This window comes from Priestia sp. TRM10, from assembly GCF_057808375.1.
Genome location: NZ_JBJZOT010000016.1, coordinates 101,288 through 118,780, shown reverse-complemented (window position 1 = coordinate 118,780; position 17,493 = coordinate 101,288). Strand labels below are relative to the sequence as shown.

15 protein-coding genes and 1 pseudogene are annotated in these 17,493 nt (G+C 34.6%); 3 read left to right on the top strand and 13 right to left on the bottom strand.

Features of this window, described 5'->3' with window-relative positions; translation table 11 throughout:
• Positions 1–46 precede the first annotated feature (46 nt).
• From ACK3CR_RS24770 to gltC, 7 genes and pseudogenes are all read right to left on the bottom strand, one after another.
• Positions 47–277 carry an excisionase family DNA-binding protein gene (locus ACK3CR_RS24770; RefSeq protein WP_488976262.1) on the bottom strand — a complete coding sequence of 77 codons (231 nt, stop codon included), beginning with the start codon at positions 275–277 and terminating at the stop codon, positions 47–49.
• Between the two features lie 83 nt (positions 278–360).
• Positions 361–1,465, bottom strand: a pseudogene (locus ACK3CR_RS24765) (5-methyltetrahydropteroyltriglutamate--homocysteine S-methyltransferase).
• A 161-nt stretch (positions 1,466–1,626) separates the two neighbouring features.
• A complete protein-coding gene (locus ACK3CR_RS24760; protein WP_040060743.1) occupies positions 1,627–2,262 on the bottom strand; it encodes an FMN-dependent NADH-azoreductase in 636 nt (211 codons plus the stop codon).
• Positions 2,263–2,746: 484 nt separating this feature from the next.
• Positions 2,747–4,042, bottom strand: coding sequence for a hemolysin family protein (locus ACK3CR_RS24755; RefSeq protein ID WP_430240122.1), 1,296 nt, complete (start codon positions 4,040–4,042; stop codon positions 2,747–2,749).
• Positions 4,043–4,086: 44 nt separating this feature from the next.
• Positions 4,087–4,773, bottom strand: a complete 687-nt coding sequence (locus ACK3CR_RS24750; RefSeq protein WP_243515302.1) for a zinc metallopeptidase — start codon at positions 4,771–4,773, stop codon at positions 4,087–4,089.
• Positions 4,774–4,795: 22 nt separating this feature from the next.
• Positions 4,796–5,260 (bottom strand): MerR family transcriptional regulator, encoded by a 465-nt coding sequence (locus ACK3CR_RS24745; protein ID WP_488976261.1) that lies wholly within the window; start codon positions 5,258–5,260, stop codon positions 4,796–4,798.
• Positions 5,261–5,446: 186 nt separating this feature from the next.
• Positions 5,447–6,358 carry a glutamate biosynthesis transcriptional regulator GltC gene (gltC, locus tag ACK3CR_RS24740; RefSeq protein WP_040060746.1) on the bottom strand — a complete coding sequence of 304 codons (912 nt, stop codon included), beginning with the start codon at positions 6,356–6,358 and terminating at the stop codon, positions 5,447–5,449.
• Between the two features lie 145 nt (positions 6,359–6,503).
• Between gltC and gdhA the strand changes: the two genes are divergently transcribed.
• Together gdhA and ACK3CR_RS24730 are read left to right on the top strand one after the other, a co-directional pair.
• Complete coding sequence (gdhA, locus tag ACK3CR_RS24735) at positions 6,504–7,886, top strand: NADP-specific glutamate dehydrogenase (protein WP_488976260.1); 1,383 nt, start codon at positions 6,504–6,506, stop codon at positions 7,884–7,886.
• Between the two features lie 462 nt (positions 7,887–8,348).
• Complete coding sequence (locus ACK3CR_RS24730) at positions 8,349–9,146, top strand: DUF2935 domain-containing protein (RefSeq protein WP_243515310.1); 798 nt, start codon at positions 8,349–8,351, stop codon at positions 9,144–9,146.
• Positions 9,147–9,369: 223 nt separating this feature from the next.
• Here the strand turns inward: ACK3CR_RS24730 and ACK3CR_RS24725 are convergent, their stop codons facing one another.
• The 4 genes from ACK3CR_RS24725 to ACK3CR_RS24710 form a co-directional block, all read right to left on the bottom strand.
• A complete protein-coding gene (locus tag ACK3CR_RS24725) occupies positions 9,370–10,233 on the bottom strand; it encodes a sugar phosphate isomerase/epimerase family protein (RefSeq protein WP_430240134.1) in 864 nt (287 codons plus the stop codon).
• Between the two features lie 137 nt (positions 10,234–10,370).
• Complete coding sequence (gene iolG / locus ACK3CR_RS24720) at positions 10,371–11,408, bottom strand: bifunctional inositol 2-dehydrogenase/D-chiro-inositol 1-dehydrogenase (RefSeq protein WP_243515313.1); 1,038 nt, start codon at positions 11,406–11,408, stop codon at positions 10,371–10,373.
• Between the two features lie 127 nt (positions 11,409–11,535).
• Positions 11,536–12,396, bottom strand: a complete 861-nt coding sequence (gene iolI, locus ACK3CR_RS24715) for a 2-keto-myo-inositol isomerase (RefSeq protein WP_243515316.1) — start codon at positions 12,394–12,396, stop codon at positions 11,536–11,538.
• 18 nt (positions 12,397–12,414) lie between these two features.
• Positions 12,415–13,836, bottom strand: coding sequence for a sugar porter family MFS transporter (locus ACK3CR_RS24710; RefSeq protein ID WP_243515318.1), 1,422 nt, complete (start codon positions 13,834–13,836; stop codon positions 12,415–12,417).
• A 432-nt stretch (positions 13,837–14,268) separates the two neighbouring features.
• Between ACK3CR_RS24710 and ACK3CR_RS24705 the strand changes: the two genes are divergently transcribed.
• Positions 14,269–15,099: an AraC family transcriptional regulator gene (locus tag ACK3CR_RS24705; protein ID WP_048896684.1), complete on the top strand. Its 831-nt coding sequence runs from the start codon at positions 14,269–14,271 to the stop codon at positions 15,097–15,099.
• A gap of 572 nt (positions 15,100–15,671) precedes the next feature.
• Here the strand turns inward: ACK3CR_RS24705 and ACK3CR_RS24700 are convergent.
• Both ACK3CR_RS24700 and ACK3CR_RS24695 read right to left on the bottom strand, forming a co-directional pair.
• A complete protein-coding gene (locus ACK3CR_RS24700; protein WP_243515322.1) occupies positions 15,672–15,896 on the bottom strand; it encodes a non-oxidative hydroxyarylic acid decarboxylases subunit D in 225 nt (74 codons plus the stop codon).
• A complete protein-coding gene (locus tag ACK3CR_RS24695) occupies positions 15,896–17,323 on the bottom strand; it encodes a non-oxidative hydroxyarylic acid decarboxylases subunit C (protein WP_328123847.1) in 1,428 nt (475 codons plus the stop codon). Before ACK3CR_RS24695 ends, ACK3CR_RS24700 begins: the two co-directional genes overlap by 1 nt.
• Between the last annotated feature and the right edge of the window lie 170 nt (positions 17,324–17,493).

The window sequence follows — 17,493 nt, the reverse complement described above, 5'->3', positions numbered from 1 at the left end:
CTAGCAGAAAACCCTTCCGCATTATTATACGAAAGGGTTTTTTAAATTAGTCTTCGTCTTTCACATCAATGTCTTCAGGTAATGGCTCATTCATAAGATTTTCAACAAGCCTCTTATATTTTTCAAGCTGCTCTAAATGTGTGTTAAACTGCTCTTTATTAATGAGAAACTGCTCGCCATCATGAATCGCCCGAATCTGCTTATGATGGATGAGATTTTTAACTTGTGAAGCGGGAATTTCTAAAAATTCAGCTGCTTCTTCTACTGTTAGGTACATTTTTTATCACCCTCCTCTTTCGTTTATCTATTTTATGGGAAGACCACCTTCTACAAAATAAAAGGTGGTGCAAAAGATGTTTCTTATCCCAAAACGTCATTCGCAATGTTAATTACGTGACGAATTTTATCCCATTGCTGCTCTTCTGTCAAAATATTTCCCCCTTCTGTTGAAGCAAATCCACACTGAGGACTTAAGCAAATTTGATTAAGAGCCACGTACTGTACTGCTTCTTGCAAACGTCCCTTCACTTTTCCAGGATCCTCAAGCTCACCAAATTTAGATGTGATTAGTCCTAAAACCAGTTGTAAATCATCACGTTTTACGTGTTTTAATGGTTCAAACCCTCCTGAACGTGCATCATCGAATTCAAGAAAAAGTCCATCAACCTTCAATTCTCCGAAGATGTATTCTGAAGCATTATCATATCCGCCGCTTGCTACATATGTTGATCTAAAGTTCCCCCACGGCAAATATGCATTTTAATAACCATGTCTTCCGGTTTATTCTCAATTGACTCATTAATAGCTCTTGTAAACAGTTTAGCAAGAGCTCTTTTGGTTCATAGCCACGCTGTGCGATTTGCTCTTGCCCTTGTTCAGAGAAGAAAACAGCCCATGCTGTATCATCCAGCTGTAAATAGCGGCACCCTGCATCACAAAAAGCTTGAATTGCTTTTTGATATACTTTGATTACATCATCAAAAAAGGCATTTTGATCACTATATACTTCTTCTGAAATATTTCCTCTAAAGAAAAGCATATTTGGACTTGGAATTGTAAACTTCGCAATATGATTACCAGCAAGGTTATGTAGAAACTTATAATCCTCAAGCATTGGATGTCCATCAAAATCTACTTTATCAATAACTTTAATTCCATGAGCTTTTGTTTGAATTCCATTGAATTGAATACCTTGCTCTGTCTCATAAAGTTCAACACCTACAAGCTCAGATAGGAAGTCAAAGTGCCACCATGCACGTCTAAATTCTCCGTCTATTACCGCCTGTAATCCAACTTCTGTTTGTTTTTGAACAAGACGTGTAATTTCTTCATCCTCGATAGCTCTCAGTTGTGCTGCTGTAATTTCACCATTTTGTTTCTGTAAACGAGCTTCTTTCAATCGTTTCGGACATAAGAAACTTCTAACATGATCTGCTTTAAATGGTCCTTTAACTGTTGTTGTCAAATGAGTACATCCCCTTTTTTAAAATATTGTTTCTGTTATAACGAAAAAGAGGCTCAGACTACAGAACGTTTTTAATAATTTATTTTTTCTAATTATTTTTAATGTAAAGTAAATATTTTCACATAAAAAAAAGCAGAGAATCATCTCCGCTTTTTTTGCTATTAGAAGCTTTTTGCTAGTTCTTTTGCACGAGCAATACCGTCTTCTTTAATTTGTTCTGCTTTATTTGGTTCTGCATTATGTCCTTCAATGAATAAACCGTCAAATGATGGAACGCCAAAGAAATTCATCATAATGCCGATGTAACGATGACCCATTTCTAAGTCTGCTGCAGGACCTTCTGAATAGTAGCCGCCTCGCGCTTGGATATGAAGGGCTTTTTTATCTGTTAGCAATCCAACAGGACCTTGCTCTGTATATTTGAATGATTTCCCTGCAACAGCTACAGAATCTAAGTATGCTTTCATTACTGGTGGGAACGAGAAGTTCCATAGTGGTGTAACAAATACATATTTATCAGCTGAAATGAACTGTTCGTTTAGCTCTGCTAGACGAGCTACTTTACTTTGCTCTTCTTTAGAAAGTTGATCAAATTCACTTCCTGATTGAAGTTTACCCCATCCGCTGAAAATGTCAGCATCAATGTGTGGAATGTTTTCTTTATACAAATCAATATGCACAATTTCATCACTTGGGTTTTGCTCTTTATAAGCCGTCACAAATGCTTGACCTGCCGCCATGCTGTAAGACGTTTTTTCATCATGTGGATGTGCTGTAATATACAATACTTTTGCCATAATTTTTCGCTCCTTTTTTATTCAATCCTTTTATATAATGACCGTGATAATGGCTACTTATGCACAGTATAAGCTGTTATTATAGATATCTATTTTAGTGAGCCATGTGATTTATTAGCATCATTATGTGTTCATTATATGCTCGTAATATCTTTAAGTCAATTATTTTTAATTCAAGATATTTTATTTAAATATATATTCATAAGAAACTTACTCTTTATTGCAGGTTATACAAGAAAATATGCCTTTTAAAATAAGCTTTGCAATTGGCTCCTCCATTACCTTTCTTTATTCATTAAGCAAACTGTTCCGCTATACAAGCAAAGTTGATTACTACGTTTTTTAACATCCATTGCAAAAAGAACATGGTAATTGCTTTTTTACAGCTCTTGGGAGAAAAATGAATCATTTCATTGAAGAAAATATAAATGAGACAGCTTAAAAAAAGAGAACTATCTTTTCATAGTTCTCTTTTTCTTTCTATTTAGCTTTTAAATACATCTACAAAAGAGATGTGGTGACCTTCAACTTCTCGAATTTTAAACGTATATCCTTCAAATTGAATTTCGGCACCCTTTTCAGCGTCAAAGTTTTGTGTAAGGAACCATCCTCCAATTGTATCAACTTCGTCGTATTCTAAGTTTAGATTCAGTAAATTGTTTACATCACTAATTAGAACCTTAGAATTCAAGATATAGTGATCATCCGCTATTTTTCGTATTTCAGGTATTTCTTCTTCATCAAATTCATCTCTAATTTCCCCAACGATTTCTTCGACAATATCTTCAATTGTTACTAACCCCGAAGTACCCCCATATTCATCAATAAGGATAGCCATATGCATACGTTCTTTCTGCATCTTAATCATTAATTCATGAATAGGAATTGTCTCAATAACTTGAATAACAGGATTAATAAAATCGCTAAGATTTGCTTTTTCATTATCTTCCCATAGTGTAGACGTTAATACTTCTTTAATGTTAATAATCCCTACAATATTGTCTTTATCTCCATCTATAATCGGATAACGAGTGAATTTTTCTACTTTTAAAGTCTCAATTGTCTCATTGAAAGAATCATCAATCGATAATGTAACCATCTCTGTTCTAGGCACCATGATTTCTTTAGCAATTCTCTCATCAAATTCAAAAATATTATTTACATATTTCAATTCGTTTTTATTAATTTCGCCACTTTTATAGCTTTCTGAAAGCAGTAAGCGCAGTTCTTCTTCAGAGTGAGCCATTTCATGTTCAGAAGCTGGTTTTAAACCAAACAATCCAACAATCACTCGTGCCGAGCCATTTAGTAGCCAAATAAACGGGAACATGATGCGGTAGAACAAGATAATTGGTTTTGCAAGAGTTAACGTAATCAACTCTGCTTTTTGAATTGCGACTGTCTTAGGAGCTAGTTCTCCAATAACAACGTGGAGATAGGTCATAAGAGCAAAAGCAATACCAAAAGATAAAATTGTGGTTGTAGCTTCATTAAGATTTAATGCTTCAAATAAAGGATGTAATACACGTTCAATGGTTGGTTCTCCTAACCAACCTAGCCCCATTGCTGTAACAGTAATTCCTAGCTGACAGGCTGAAAGGTATTCATCAAGATGAGTCGTAACTCTCTTAGCTGCAATCGCTCCCCTTTTCCCTTCAGCAACAAGCTGATCAATTCTCGACATCCTGACTTTAACAATTGCAAATTCTGTTGCTACGAAGAATGCTGTAAGTCCAATTAAAATAGCAACGAGTATAAAATTAACAGTAATGTTATCCAAATTAAAACCTTACGAATGTAAGGTTTACACCTCCTAAATAATTGTTATTCTTCTTCTTGACCTTGGAAAAAAATCATTACAAATTTCACCAATTCAAAAACAGCCACTAGTGTTGCAGCAACGTATGTAAGAGCTGCCGCGTTCAATACTTTCTTTACTCCACGTTCTTCATCACTATAAAGAATCCCTTGACTTAACATTAAGTTTCGCGCTCTTTTGCTCGCATCAAATTCGACGGGCAACGTAATCAATTGAAATGCTACTGCAGCAGAGAAGAATAAAATCCCTACTCCAATTAACGAAAGCTGCTGTAAAAGCATTCCTCCTAAAAACATAAATGGAGCGATACCTGAAGCTAAATTTGCTAACGGAAAAATCTTGTGTCTTACTACAAGAGCTTTGTATGATTGTTGATGTTGAATAGCGTGCCCTACTTCGTGAGAAGCTACAGAAACAGACGCAATAGAACATCCGTAATATACTTCTTCTGATAATCTGATTACTCGATTCATTGGATCATAATGATCAGATAGCCTTCCAGCCACAACTTCTATCGAAACAGCCTGTAATCCATTATCATCTAAAATTTTACGTGCTACTTCTGCACCTGACATTCTTGTTTTAGTCGATACTTCAGCCCATTTATTAAAATTACCTTTTACTCTAAATTGAGCCCAAATCGAGATGCCCAATGCAATAAAAATAAAAATATCCATAGGATGGAAAAGCATTTAAATGTATCCCCTCTATCTTTTAATGTAGCAATAACAAGAGTGATTGAATTAAAGAAAAACTTTCTTTAGATAACCCTTTTTTTAACAAGTCTCGAGCATCTTTATCACCTTTTTGATTTAACACTTGATTTAGTTCTTTTTCTAAACCTTTCATTTTCAATCTCAGTTCTAATATATCGATTTCCTCTGCTTCTTTCTCTTGAAGAGATTTTTTTATCTCCTCTAAAGATTGATTTCTCTTTTTACATTTTTCAATGTATTCGATTTTCTCAATACATGAGCGATCATAGAAACGATAATTAGAAGTAGAACGTTCCGCTTCTAACAAACCGATATTTGTATAATAATCAATGGTTCTCTTTGTGAGCCCTGTTAGCTTAGCAAGTTCACCGATTTTTAGTTTCTCAGCCCCAATTGAGACACCCCCTAAACTGTCACGTGATGGTTTGATATCCATCATATGATTTAATTTTTTCTTTAACAACCGTTTTCATCATACGTTCACAAATGTTTCATAAAGAAGAAGCCTATCCAAGAAAAAAAGTCCGGATTGTTTGTAAGCCAAGCAATCTGAACCTTTTTTTCTTAGATTTTTATATTATGGACATGAAAAGGGAACGGTGTGTATATTAAAAAATAAACAACTAGATCTAGGAATGATTCTCTTTTTTTACTCTCTAAATTCATTTAACCTTTCGTAAGTTTCAAGCAGAAAATCATAAAATAAAGATTCAGTTGGCAGTAGTTTGCGTTGTGTTGGGTAGATCACTCCGACTGTTCTCGTAAGATTTGCATCTGATATGGGAATCATAACGGTAGACCGAGGTGTATTATCTATCAGTGTCATCTCTGGCATTAATGCTACACCTAGCCCTGCAGAGACTAATCCTTTTAATGCATCAATATCTTTCCCTTCAAATGCAATTTGTGGTGAAAATCCTGCATCATTACATCCTTCAACAACTTGTTTACGAAATATAAACTCTTCAGGAAGGACACAGAACGGATCATCTTTTAACTCTCTTAATCTAATTGATTTTCGATCAGATAACGGATGACGAATAGGAATGAGTGCAACTATATTTTCTGTGAATAAAGTAGCTCCTTTAATTTTCTTCTCTTTTTCCTGGTCAGGCATTGGTGCAATCATGGCCAAATTAAATTCACCAGTTATAACACCATCTATTAGATCATAATAAAGGGCATTGCTCATTTGAAATTTAGCCTCCGGGTACCGAGTGCGAAAAGAAGAAATGATGGATGGTAATGTATGAGCAGCCATACTAATCGGAAACGCAATCCGAACGATTCCTCTTTCAGGATTTAAATGTTCTTCTACTTCTCTCTTTGCATCCTCCATCATATTCCACACTTGTTTCATCCGTTCAAAAAAGATTCTACCTAAAGGAGTTAACTTCACCCTTCTTCCCTCACGTATAAAAAGTTTGACACCTAATTCATTTTCTAAATTAAAAATTTGTCTGCTAACAGAGGATTGAGCAACATGTAAGACATCTGCTGCTTCTGTTACATGTTCCCTCTTTGCAACCTCTAGGAAATATTGAATTTGCCTTGTCTCCATTTTTAGTCACTCCATCTTAATGCGTTTAGCGCATTGATTTCATCGGAAATTAGTATTGAAACTATTAATTATAAAATTATAGAATGAAAACACATTTAAGAAAAGGAATTTTCCCAATTTTAAAATATTTAGGGGTTGAACATTTATGAAAGTAATGGAAACAGGAGAAGCGAATCAAACAAGGATTGTAAAAGATTTTGTGAATCGTTTATTCAAAAATGTACAAATACAAAATCCAAACGAATGGGAGTTTCAACAGGCTGTTAAAGAAGTACTTGATTCTTTAATACCTGTTTTAGAGAAAAATCCACTATATATTAACCAAGCCGTACTAGAAAGAATGATTGAACCTGATCGAATGATTACTTTTAGAGTTCCATGGGTGGATGATAAAGGGAACGTAAAAGTAAATCGTGGATACCGTGTTCAATTCAGTAGTGCTATTGGGCCTTATAAAGGCGGGCTAAGATTTCACCCTTCTGTTAATGCAAGCATTATAAAATTCCTCGGCTTTGAACAAATCTTCAAAAACTCATTAACAGGCCAGCCAATTGGCGGTGGAAAAGGCGGTTCTGACTTTGATCCAAAAGGTAAATCTGATCTAGAGATTATGCGCTTTTGCCAGAGCTTCATGACAGAGCTTAGTAGACATATTGGGCCAAATATTGATGTTCCTGCTGGAGATATAGGAGTAGGAGCTAAAGAGATTGGTTATATGTTTGGGCAGTATAAAAAAATAAAAGGAGCTTATGAAGCAGGTGTCCTAACTGGAAAAGGTATTGGTTATGGAGGAAGCTTAGGCCGAAAAGAAGCAACAGGATATGGGACGGTATATTTTGTAGAGGAAATGCTTAAGGATCAGGGATTAGGTTTTAAAGATAGTACAGTTGTTGTATCTGGTTCAGGAAATGTTTCAATTTACGCAATGGAAAAGGCAATACAGTTTGGCGCAAAAGTAGTAGCATGCAGTGATTCAAGCGGATATATTTACGATCGAAATGGAATTAATTTAGACACTGTTAAACAATTAAAAGAAGTAAAAAATGCAAGAATCTCTGAATATATTAAAGAACATCATGATGCTATATATCAGGAAGGATGTTCAGGTATTTGGGCAATTCCATGTGATATTGCATTACCATGTGCAACACAAAATGAGTTAAGTCAAGACGCAGCAAAAATATTAATTTCAAATGGTGTTAAAGCCGTTGGCGAAGGCGCAAACATGCCTTCTACCGAAGAAGCCGTCAATACTTTTATCGCTCATAATGTTTTATTTGCTCCTGCTAAAGCAGCAAATGCAGGCGGAGTTGCAGTCTCTGCGCTAGAAATGGCACAAAATAGTTCGAGACTAGCTTGGACCCACGAAGAAGTAGATGTGAAATTGCAAGGCATCATGAAAGATATTTACAGCAAGAGTATGAAAGCCTCAAAAGATTATGATGCACCAGGAAACCTTGTTGTTGGTGCTAATATTGCAGGGTTTTTAAAAGTTGCTGATGCAATGCTTGATCAAGGTGTTATATAAAAGATAAGACCCACATATGATTATAAGTAGAAAAAAATAAAGTACTATACAATAACGGTCACTAATTGGTGAGCGTTATTGTAAGTAAAAAGATTGTTGAAGTATATGTTGAATGCAAAAGAAAGATTTATTTTTTAAATGAAGTGCTAGATGGATAATTCAATGGAAAGTTAATATGTTTTTTGTATAAGAGAGACTTTCCTTTAGAAATTGATAGATATAAGAGAAGAAGATTATAAAGACATCGTATTTTCAGACATTGCTCAAATCAAGATTCCTATATTAATGACCTACTATATCCTCTACACCAAAGCAATAGAATAAGCTACTGAAGAAGGTCTTTACATATGAGATAAGGTTCATAAAAATATCTTTTAACACCCTCAGAAAGGCACGTATATCTCCCCTCAAACCTGAATAGTATGAAAATGAATTTGATTTTCCATATTAGGGGGAGTAAGAATGACTAATGGATTTGTAGAGAAATCTTTAGATGAAATTCGTTTTTGGTCAAGAATTATGAAAGAACATTCTTTATTTCTTAGATTAGGTTTTAGAGCAGAAGATACTCAATTAATTCAAGAAGCAAACCAATTTTATCATCTATTTGAACAAATAGAACAAAGAGCACATTCATTTACGAATCAAATAGATCCTACACACATGAAAAGGTTCAATTCAGAAGTTCAACAAGCAGCAACAGGAATATTTGCTTTTAAAAGAAAAGTCTTAGGTTTAATTTTAAACTGTCAAATGCCAGGCGCAAACAACTTTCCTCTTTTAGTTGATCATATTAGCAGAGAAGCTAACTATTTTAGAAAACGATTAATTGAGCTAAATGAGGGAAAATTAAAGCCTCTTGCTGATGCTATTATTAAAGAAAACGTATTTTTTCTAAGAATTATGGCTGATCATGCCAAATTTATAGGCCATCTCCTTGATCCCTCAGAAAGAAAGTTGGTAGATATGGCCAGAAATTTCAGCAATGACTTTGATCAATTAGTTTTTCAAGCCAGAGATTTAGAATCTATGAAGCCACAGTCCCAAACTGTTCCTCTTCTTGATCAATTTCTTGATGAAAACCGAGTTTCCGTAACCTCTCTTCGGGATTTCAAAAAGACTGCGAGAGAGCTCATTGAAGAATGTAGAATTAAAAGTATTATTCATCCACTTCTAGCAGATCATACTTTTCGCGAAGCTGAAAGGTTTCTACATATTATTGATATGTTTGAAGCAAAATTAAAAAATCAAAGTAGTTGAAGTTCTCTATTAGAGTAGTCAAAGTCCAATATAGAACTTTATTCGTGTTTCGAATAACAAAATACTGTTCCTTCTTAATATCCTTCATGTTCTTACCAATATGTTTTAAGTTATACTTATCATTCTTAAATAAAAAGGCACTTTCTCCTTAATAAGGAGAAAGTGCCTTTTTATTTTCGTTACTATTACATATCTAACTCTTAAAAACTAACTATAAAAGAAATTAAATATGTAATCCTTCTCTAATCGATTTCAACGTAACTTCATTTGACCATTCAGGACGGTCAGGGTAAGCAAATACAGCATTTGTTACAATTCCATCGAATTTCATTTCTCTTAGTTTTCGATATAATGCCTCAAAATTAATTTCTCCTTCACCAGGATTTAAGTGCTGGTGAATGGTTACCTTTGCATCTGGTGGATTGACGATGTAGCGTAATCCAAATGCTGCTTTATGATTCAGCGTATCAGCAATCAGAACATGTGCAAGCAAGTCACCTGCTTCCTCAAGATGTTGCTCAACATCACCAATACCATCATCATAAAAGAAAGCATGAGGAACAGAATAAACAAGCTTAATCCAGTCTTTATCTAAAGCTCGAATCATACGAATAGCTTCTGTATTTAACTCAATAAAGTCATTCGGATGAGACTGAAGATTTAAGTTAATTCCTTCTCTTTCAAAAATAGGCATAAGTTCTTCCATTGACTTTACAAAAGCAGCTTCACTTTCAACAGGACGACTTATATCCCCACTAAATTCACTATTCATTAGATTTACACCTAATTCAGATGTGATTTCGATGCATCTCTTCCAGTTTCGAACTGCGGCTTGTCGTTCTTCCTCATTTGGAGAAGACCACTGTTGAACAGGTAGAACAGATGAGATTTTAACCCCTGCATCACTGCAATAACGTTTTAAGTCTTTGATTAAAGCCTTGTCTACTTTTGGATACTCATAAAACCAAATAAAATCTTTACGTGGAGATAATTCTACATATTCATATCCTAATCTTGCAACCGTATCAATTGTATCTTTTAAGTTTGTATTGTCACGATAATGTGATGGATCATAAGCTAAACGCAATGTAAATTTCCCCTTTCTCTTATAAGCTCAAAGCATACTCATATACACTATGGCTTTATTCATGTTTTTTATTATCAAACTATTTTGCTATAAACGCTTATTTATTCTAAATATAGTAGCCGTTGTGCTTCCTACTATTAGATTTTTTCTACAACAACTAAATTTTTATTATAAAATTCAGGGCGTTCTTCTAAAGAAATCGGCACAATATTTCCTGACTCTTTCGCTTCTAAACAAGCATCTGAAGTAACAGCAGCAACGTAACCGTCCCAAGCTGTTGGTCCATTTACTTCTCCTTTAAGCGTTGAATTAATCCAATCTTGAAGTTCTGTATCGTAAGAATCAATGAAACGGTCTTTCCAATCTACTAAAATTTCTGTAGATAATTTTGCTTCACTGCGTAAAACGACACTTGAAGGTTCAGGTAAATTTGCGATGCCTGTTTCCCCTACAACTTGACATTGAATATCATATCCGTACTGGCAGTTCACAAAAATCTCAGCATTAATTCGGATACCTTGTTTTGTTTCTAATAAAACGATGAGTGGATCTTGCAGGTGTTCTAATGCATTACTTGTTTTTCGAGGTGCAACAATTTGAACAGATACATAATCATCATTTAGTAACCAACGCAATACATCAATTTCATGAATAAATGTATCAACGATTGCCATATCTCCTGTATATGTGTCAGGAACTGTAGGGTTTCTATGTGCGCAGTGAACAATTAATGGTTCACCAATTTTTCCACTTTCAATTACATTTTTCAATGCGCGATATCCTGTATCGTAACGACGCATATAGCCAACTTGTACTAATGATTTACCTGTAGCAATCTCTGCTTCCACAATTTTTTTACAACCTTCAGCAGTAATAGCAAGAGGTTTTTCACAAAATACTGGTTTTCCAACTTCAATAGCTGCTAATACGAACTCTTCATGAGTAGGTCCCCAAGAAGTAACAACAACTGCATCAACTTCTTCTGCCTTAATTAATTCATGACCATCATCATAAATTTTTGCATCCAGGCTTTGAGTTTCTACAATTGCTTTTGCTTGTTCTTTGTTAACGTCAGTAACAGCAACGATTTTCCCGCCAGATAATTTGTTTGTAATTCTTCGAATATGATCCTGCCCAATTGCTCCTGTGCCGATAACCCCTATTTTTAAAACCATCCTATATGGCCTCCTTTAGTTTCATAATTATTTGATAAACTTTTCAAAAAATCCCCTCTTGGTTCTCAAAAGCTCCAAAAACAGGAGCTTTCAAGCCTAGAGTTGTTACGAAATTGAATTCTCTATCCTATAAAGAAAATGATTCTTTTCCTTCATAACTGTAATGTTTTGAGACAGCTTTAATCGTTGTATCTTTTGCTGTCTTAATTGCTTGTTCAGCATCTAATTTATAATATTCTGGGCGGAATAATTCCACAGATACTGCATCATCATAGCCCTTCTCTTTTAAGATTGAAAAGATGCCATCTAAATCAATAGCCCCTAGTCCAGGCCAAACTCTATCTTCGTCTGTTAAGAAGCCAATAGGGAAATCTTCTGTATCATCAATGTGGACGATAAAGATTTTATTAATATCTGCTTTTCTAAATTCTTCTAAGTTTGATCCCATTGCATGGAAGTGGAAGCAATCAAACACTAATCCTACGTTGTCACGATCAACTGTTTGCACAATATCATAAGCTTGCTCAAATGTATTTACTGTGCATTGAGGATGCCCTACGAATTCAACTGCTATTTTGACGCCAAATGGCTTAGCCATTTTTGATAGTTCATTTAATACTTTTACACAACTATCTTTAATTTCGTTTTTTAATATTTTTTGTTCTGTTACTAATGGAACAGCTACAATATACTGAGCACCAATCTTTTGAGCTGTTTCGAGCATACCTTTAAATTCCTCAATAATTCCCTTATACTCTTCTTCTGTTCGATTATTGAAAAATACTAAAGCATTAAGAGCTAGTGGTTTAATATGATTTGTCTTAAAAAAAGTTGCTAAATCATCGATTGAATGGTTCTCCAAGTATTCTGGTAATTTATCCATTGTGCGAATTTCAATATAATCGTATCCATGCTTATTGCAGTACTCTAAGTCTTTCATAAGATTAGAATTTTCTAATGTTGTTGCTTCGTTGAAACATAATTTCATATTAATTCTCTCCATTTCTTATCCAATTGTTTTATTGTTATTTAAGACTTTAGAACTTCCACTGCTATAGCTACGGAAGCTTTGTTCTAACTCTTCAAGTGTAAGCCCCTTCGTTTCTGGCAAACATTTTGCAACAAACGTTATAGCTCCTATTCCTAAAACTACAAAAACAAAGAATGTTGAAGATAAACCAATACTGTCTAGTAATACTGGGAATGTTAATCCGACAAGGAAGTTAACTCCCCACAAACAAAATACAGTAACGCCCATCCCTAATCCCCTTAACCTTAAAGGGAATATTTCTGAAAGCATAAGCCATGTTACAGGAGAGATGGCTCCTTGCTGGAACGCAAGAAACGTAATTGTTAATGCTAAAATAATATATGGAAGAATCTCTGAACCCTCAAGTGTAATAGAGAATATCGCAATAAGTAACAATGTTACTGTTGTACCAGCTAGACCGGTTATAAGCATCGGCCGGCGTCCTGCTTTGCCAAGTAACCAAATCCCTACAACTGTAGCTACAACAGATACAATTCCATTTCCGATGTTCCCAATAAGAGCTGCTTCGGTTTGAAAACCCGCATCTTGCAAAATTTTAGTCCCATAATACATAATTGAGTTCACGCCTGTGATTTGCTGTACAACAGCAATCCCAATTCCAAGAAAAACTACTCGGCGCACCCATGGAACTGTTAAATCTTTAAACGTTGCTTTATCCATTTTTGATTCTTGAACGTAAGCGTTCTCAATTTCTTGTAACTCAGAATTTGCTCGTTCCTTTTCCCGTATTTTCTGAAGAACGCGCAAAGCATCTTCTTTCTTTCCTTTTGATACGAGCCAGCGTGGACTCTCAGGTACTCTAAACATACCGAAGAATAGAAGAAGAGCCGGAATTGCAGCAATAGGTAACATATAGCGCCAAACGTGTGGATGCTCTCCTAGCACATTTCCGATAACCGCATTAAAAGTAAAAGCTAAAAGTTGTCCTGTCACAATCATCAATTCATTTTGAGTAACCATTTTCCCGCGACTTTCAGCAGGAGACATCTCAGCTAAATATGTTGGTACTGTTACAGATGCTCCCCCTACAGCAAGTCCTAGCAAGAAACGAAAAATAACTATAATTATAGCGTTTGGAGATAAAGCACACCCAATTGTAGAGACAAAAAATAATACTGCTAAATATAAAATCGTTTTACGACGTCCATTATAGTCCGATAATCTACCACCAAATACAGCTCCAAATGCGGCTCCAAAGAGGAGAGCACTTGTTACAAGACCTTGTGTAAAAGAGTTAAGGTTTAACTGATCAGCTCTCGACATGTATGGTAATGCTCCATTGATAACCCCTGTATCATAACCAAAAAGGAGTCCACCAAATGTAGAGATCAGGATAATTGTGCGCAAAAATGAATGTTGCTTTCCTTGTTTATCCATGATAATTCTCCTTAAGTATTTAAGTTACCTTGATCAACTTAGCTTGTAATAAAACTTCTGCGTTTTATCACCATCCAACAAATGAAATCGATTTCAAATTTCAGTCCTTTTATCCTCACTTTCAATCGTTTTTGACGGTGTGTGAGATTAGTGATAGATAACAAATAATCTAAAAGCGCTTTCAATTTCTATAAAAGTTTAGAATTATGTGCGCCTTTTTCATGCTTATTTCATTATCTAAACCATCTCTCATTTCCACTTTTTTATCCCCTTTGTATAATTATTGCTGTTATAAACTCATTCTATTAAACTGTGAATAAAAGGTCATTAAAAAAAATTGCTCACTTCTTTAGAAAAATTGCTATTCTTTTTAACAATATTGCTTTTTTCTTCTTTATTTAATAATATTGCTAATAATAAGGAGGAATTCATATGGGAGAAAAAGGGGTTTTAGCAAATTCGAAAGCGTTTTTTCATACACCAAGCAAATTTGCTAAGAAAGCGCTTTATCACATTACAAATGCAGGTTCTTATTATTGTTCAGATGCTTATGAAACGAAAAGAAATACATTTGGTGAGCATTTATTCCTGTATGTAAAAAAAGGGAAAATGAAAGTTCACTACAAAAACCAAGAATTCCTAGCAACAGAGAATATGTTTATCTTTCTTGACTGTCAGAAACCTCACTTGTATGCAGCACTAGAAGATACAGAATTTGAATTTCTTCACTTTACGGGAAACTCAAGTGAAGACTATTTTGAACTGCTTTTTAATCGAAACGGATGTGTGTATTCACTTGATAACAACTGGAATATAAAAAGTTGTATGAATCACATTCTCACAATGATGGAAAAAAACAAAGTAGATGAACATGCAGCTTCAATTATTGTGCAAAAGATTCTGTGTGAATTAAACGAAATCTCTAACCAGGCAACACAATCTGTAGAAGAAATTGTCCAAAAAGCTATTCTGTACATTGAAAACCATTATAGTGAAGATATCAATTTAGACGATATAGCAAAACACGTTCAATTAAGCCCTTATCATTTTTCTAGAGTCTTCAAAAAACATATGAATGCTTCACCATATCAATACTTAATTAACTACCGAATTAATAATGCAAAAAACTTGTTATATAATACGAATTTATCCGTTAAGGAAATCGCGTTCACCTGCGGTTTCAATAGTGTCTCTTATTTTGTCACAACATTCAAAAAACATAGCGATTTATCACCAAGAAGATTTAGAGAACTTCAGTTTTAGATAAAAAATGAAATGATTGATTCTGTAGAGAAGGCATACACTCTCTTTTTCTGAATAACCTGTTGCCTTCTCTCTTTTTATTTTTTAAAATTTTTATATAAAGGGAAAAAGCTTGGTTTTTGACACATTTTCTCTATCCTAACTCGTATGTATTCAATCTTTCAAAATTTCCTGTTATACTCCTTTGATTTAGCCCTGTTTTTTATCCTATCAAGAACATTCATTTTTCTTTCTGGTTTGGTCTTTTAGTTTATAAACTAATACGTTTTGAATACTTTAATTACGTCTATTCCCCTTACTTCATACCATTCCTTACCGCTTTATAACTCAGGAACTAATCGAGCTCCCAACATTGTATAAATCACATTTATTCGTTCTTGTCACTTATTCATTTCTTCAATAGCTCGTTGAACCCCATAGTTTTCAAGAATACACAGAGTAGGACTCACCCAGCTCCCACATTGGCAAAAGAGATAGTCCTTTATGCAAGATTAATATTCTCTAGATTCTATTTATAGATCGAAAAGGATCCCTATTTAGAAAATAAATAGGGATCCTTTTTATTTCAACGATTATTTTTTCAACTCAGGAATTGGAGGAATTTGATCCAACTCTTTGAATTCAGCAGGATTCAGTTTGAAACGTTTATCATATTTTTCCGGGTCAGTGATGTTATCACTTTCCGTATTTCTCCATGACAAAGTACAAATGTCACAAATATATACTTCCCAAGCATCATCAACAGGGGCTTTAGTTAATAAACTTACTTTTTCAGAATCACATCTTGGACATTTCATTATTTATTTCCTCCTTCTTTAACTAAGTTTCGAATCGTTTCTAACCATTCATTTGCTTTTTCTGGAACTCCTAATAACTCAGTGTCTCGAGCAAAGTCAGGAGCAACTGGAGTCGTAGCATCAATGATTAGCTTCGTATGCATACCAGCAGGCTCGGAAGATGGATCTAATGGCATACCAGGTGCATATGGAACTTTAAAGACATCTTTGTCTGGACGAACACGAGTTGTTAAAGCCCACATCACTTGTTCTAGATTAAACGGATCAACAAATTCATCGACAATGATGACAATTTTTGTATAAGGCATTCCGTGAGGAGTAGATAATAATCTCATAGCAACTGCCTTACCATATCCACCGAAACGAGATTTTGTAGAAACGATAGTTCCAATACCGTGTGTATACATTGCATTTACAGCTTCAACTTCTGGGAAGTCGCGTTTTAATTGTTTATATAGTGGTAAGCTTGTATTTAATGCCATTAAGTAGTCAATTTCAGTCCATGGCATACCTAAGTACAAATTCTCGAAGATAGGATTTTGGCGATGAGTGATTTTAGTGATTTTAACCACTGGCTGTAAGCGAGCACCTGAATAACTTCCTGGAAACTCACCAAAAGGTCCTTCAATTTCTCTTTCACGAGGCATGATATAACCTTCTAACACAACTTCACTACGTGCTGGGATATCTAAATTCCCATTCTCACTTTTTGTTAATTCAATGGGCTCACCTTTTAAAGCTCCAGCAAAGTCATATTCAGATTGAGCATATTCAATTGGTGTGCTAGCCATAAAGCTTAATACGGGATCGTTCCCTAAGCAAATAGCAATTGGGAGGGGTTCATTTTTTTCTTCAGCATGTTTTAGATGAACAGCAATATCGTGGAATGGGAGAGGTTGAATACCTACTTTATCTTTACCTTTCACTTGGATACGATAAGTACCAGCATTTTGTTCGTCATAACTATCTGGTTTGTTAGGATCTTTACTTACAATTAAAGCTTTTGAAAGATAGAACCCAGCGTCAAATTCATTGATACGGAACAAAGGTAAAACATCAAATAGATTAATATCTTCTTCAATTACAACTTCTTTTACTGGTGCATCTTTCTTATCAACCCAAACTGGCTTAATCGGATATCTATCCCAGATTTTTTCCAATTCAAAGAATTGTTCTTTAACCGGTGTATCCTTCGACATGTTAAGCATTAAAGCATGATTTTGCCACGAACCATGAACATTTAAAACAACAGGCGTTTTGTAACCTTTTATGTTTTCTACAAGAACAGCCGGTGCATTCTCTACGTCTGGAGCAGAACGTCCAATCGCACTTAAATCTGGTTCAGGCATAACTTCTTCTTTAATACGAACTAATTGGTTTTCTGATTCGAGTAAATCTAAGAATTCTCTTAAATCTCTGTAAGCCATTAAGTATTCCTCCTACGTTGCATTATTCATTTACCTTGCTTAATTTATCTTACAAAGATGATTATACTCTTGTATTTATAATATGATAAATATCTATTATGTATTTATTATATATAAAAACGGTATATTATAAGGCTTTTTCTAAGCAAATACTACTTTCTCTTTGTTAT

What these genes read in the sequence shown, in the direction of transcription:
- ACK3CR_RS24770 (WP_488976262.1), bottom strand. Translation starts at nt 277, where the DNA reads ATGTACCTAACAGTAGAAGAAGCAGCTGAATTTTTAGAAATTCCCGCT.
- ACK3CR_RS24760 (WP_040060743.1), bottom strand. Translation starts at nt 2,262, where the DNA reads ATGGCAAAAGTATTGTATATTACAGCACATCCACATGATGAAAAAACG.
- ACK3CR_RS24750 (WP_243515302.1), bottom strand. Translation starts at nt 4,773, where the DNA reads ATGCTTTTCCATCCTATGGATATTTTTATTTTTATTGCATTGGGCATC.
- gltC (WP_040060746.1), bottom strand. Translation starts at nt 6,358, where the DNA reads ATGGAGACAAGGCAAATTCAATATTTCCTAGAGGTTGCAAAGAGGGAA.
- gdhA (WP_488976260.1), top strand. Translation starts at nt 6,504, where the DNA reads ATGAAAGTAATGGAAACAGGAGAAGCGAATCAAACAAGGATTGTAAAA.
- ACK3CR_RS24730 (WP_243515310.1), top strand. Translation starts at nt 8,349, where the DNA reads ATGACTAATGGATTTGTAGAGAAATCTTTAGATGAAATTCGTTTTTGG.
- iolG (WP_243515313.1), bottom strand. Translation starts at nt 11,408, where the DNA reads ATGGTTTTAAAAATAGGGGTTATCGGCACAGGAGCAATTGGGCAGGAT.
- iolI (WP_243515316.1), bottom strand. Translation starts at nt 12,396, where the DNA reads ATGAAATTATGTTTCAACGAAGCAACAACATTAGAAAATTCTAATCTT.
- ACK3CR_RS24710 (WP_243515318.1), bottom strand. Translation starts at nt 13,836, where the DNA reads ATGGATAAACAAGGAAAGCAACATTCATTTTTGCGCACAATTATCCTG.
- ACK3CR_RS24705 (WP_048896684.1), top strand. Translation starts at nt 14,269, where the DNA reads ATGGGAGAAAAAGGGGTTTTAGCAAATTCGAAAGCGTTTTTTCATACA.
- ACK3CR_RS24700 (WP_243515322.1), bottom strand. Translation starts at nt 15,896, where the DNA reads ATGAAATGTCCAAGATGTGATTCTGAAAAAGTAAGTTTATTAACTAAA.
- ACK3CR_RS24695 (WP_328123847.1), bottom strand. Translation starts at nt 17,323, where the DNA reads ATGGCTTACAGAGATTTAAGAGAATTCTTAGATTTACTCGAATCAGAA.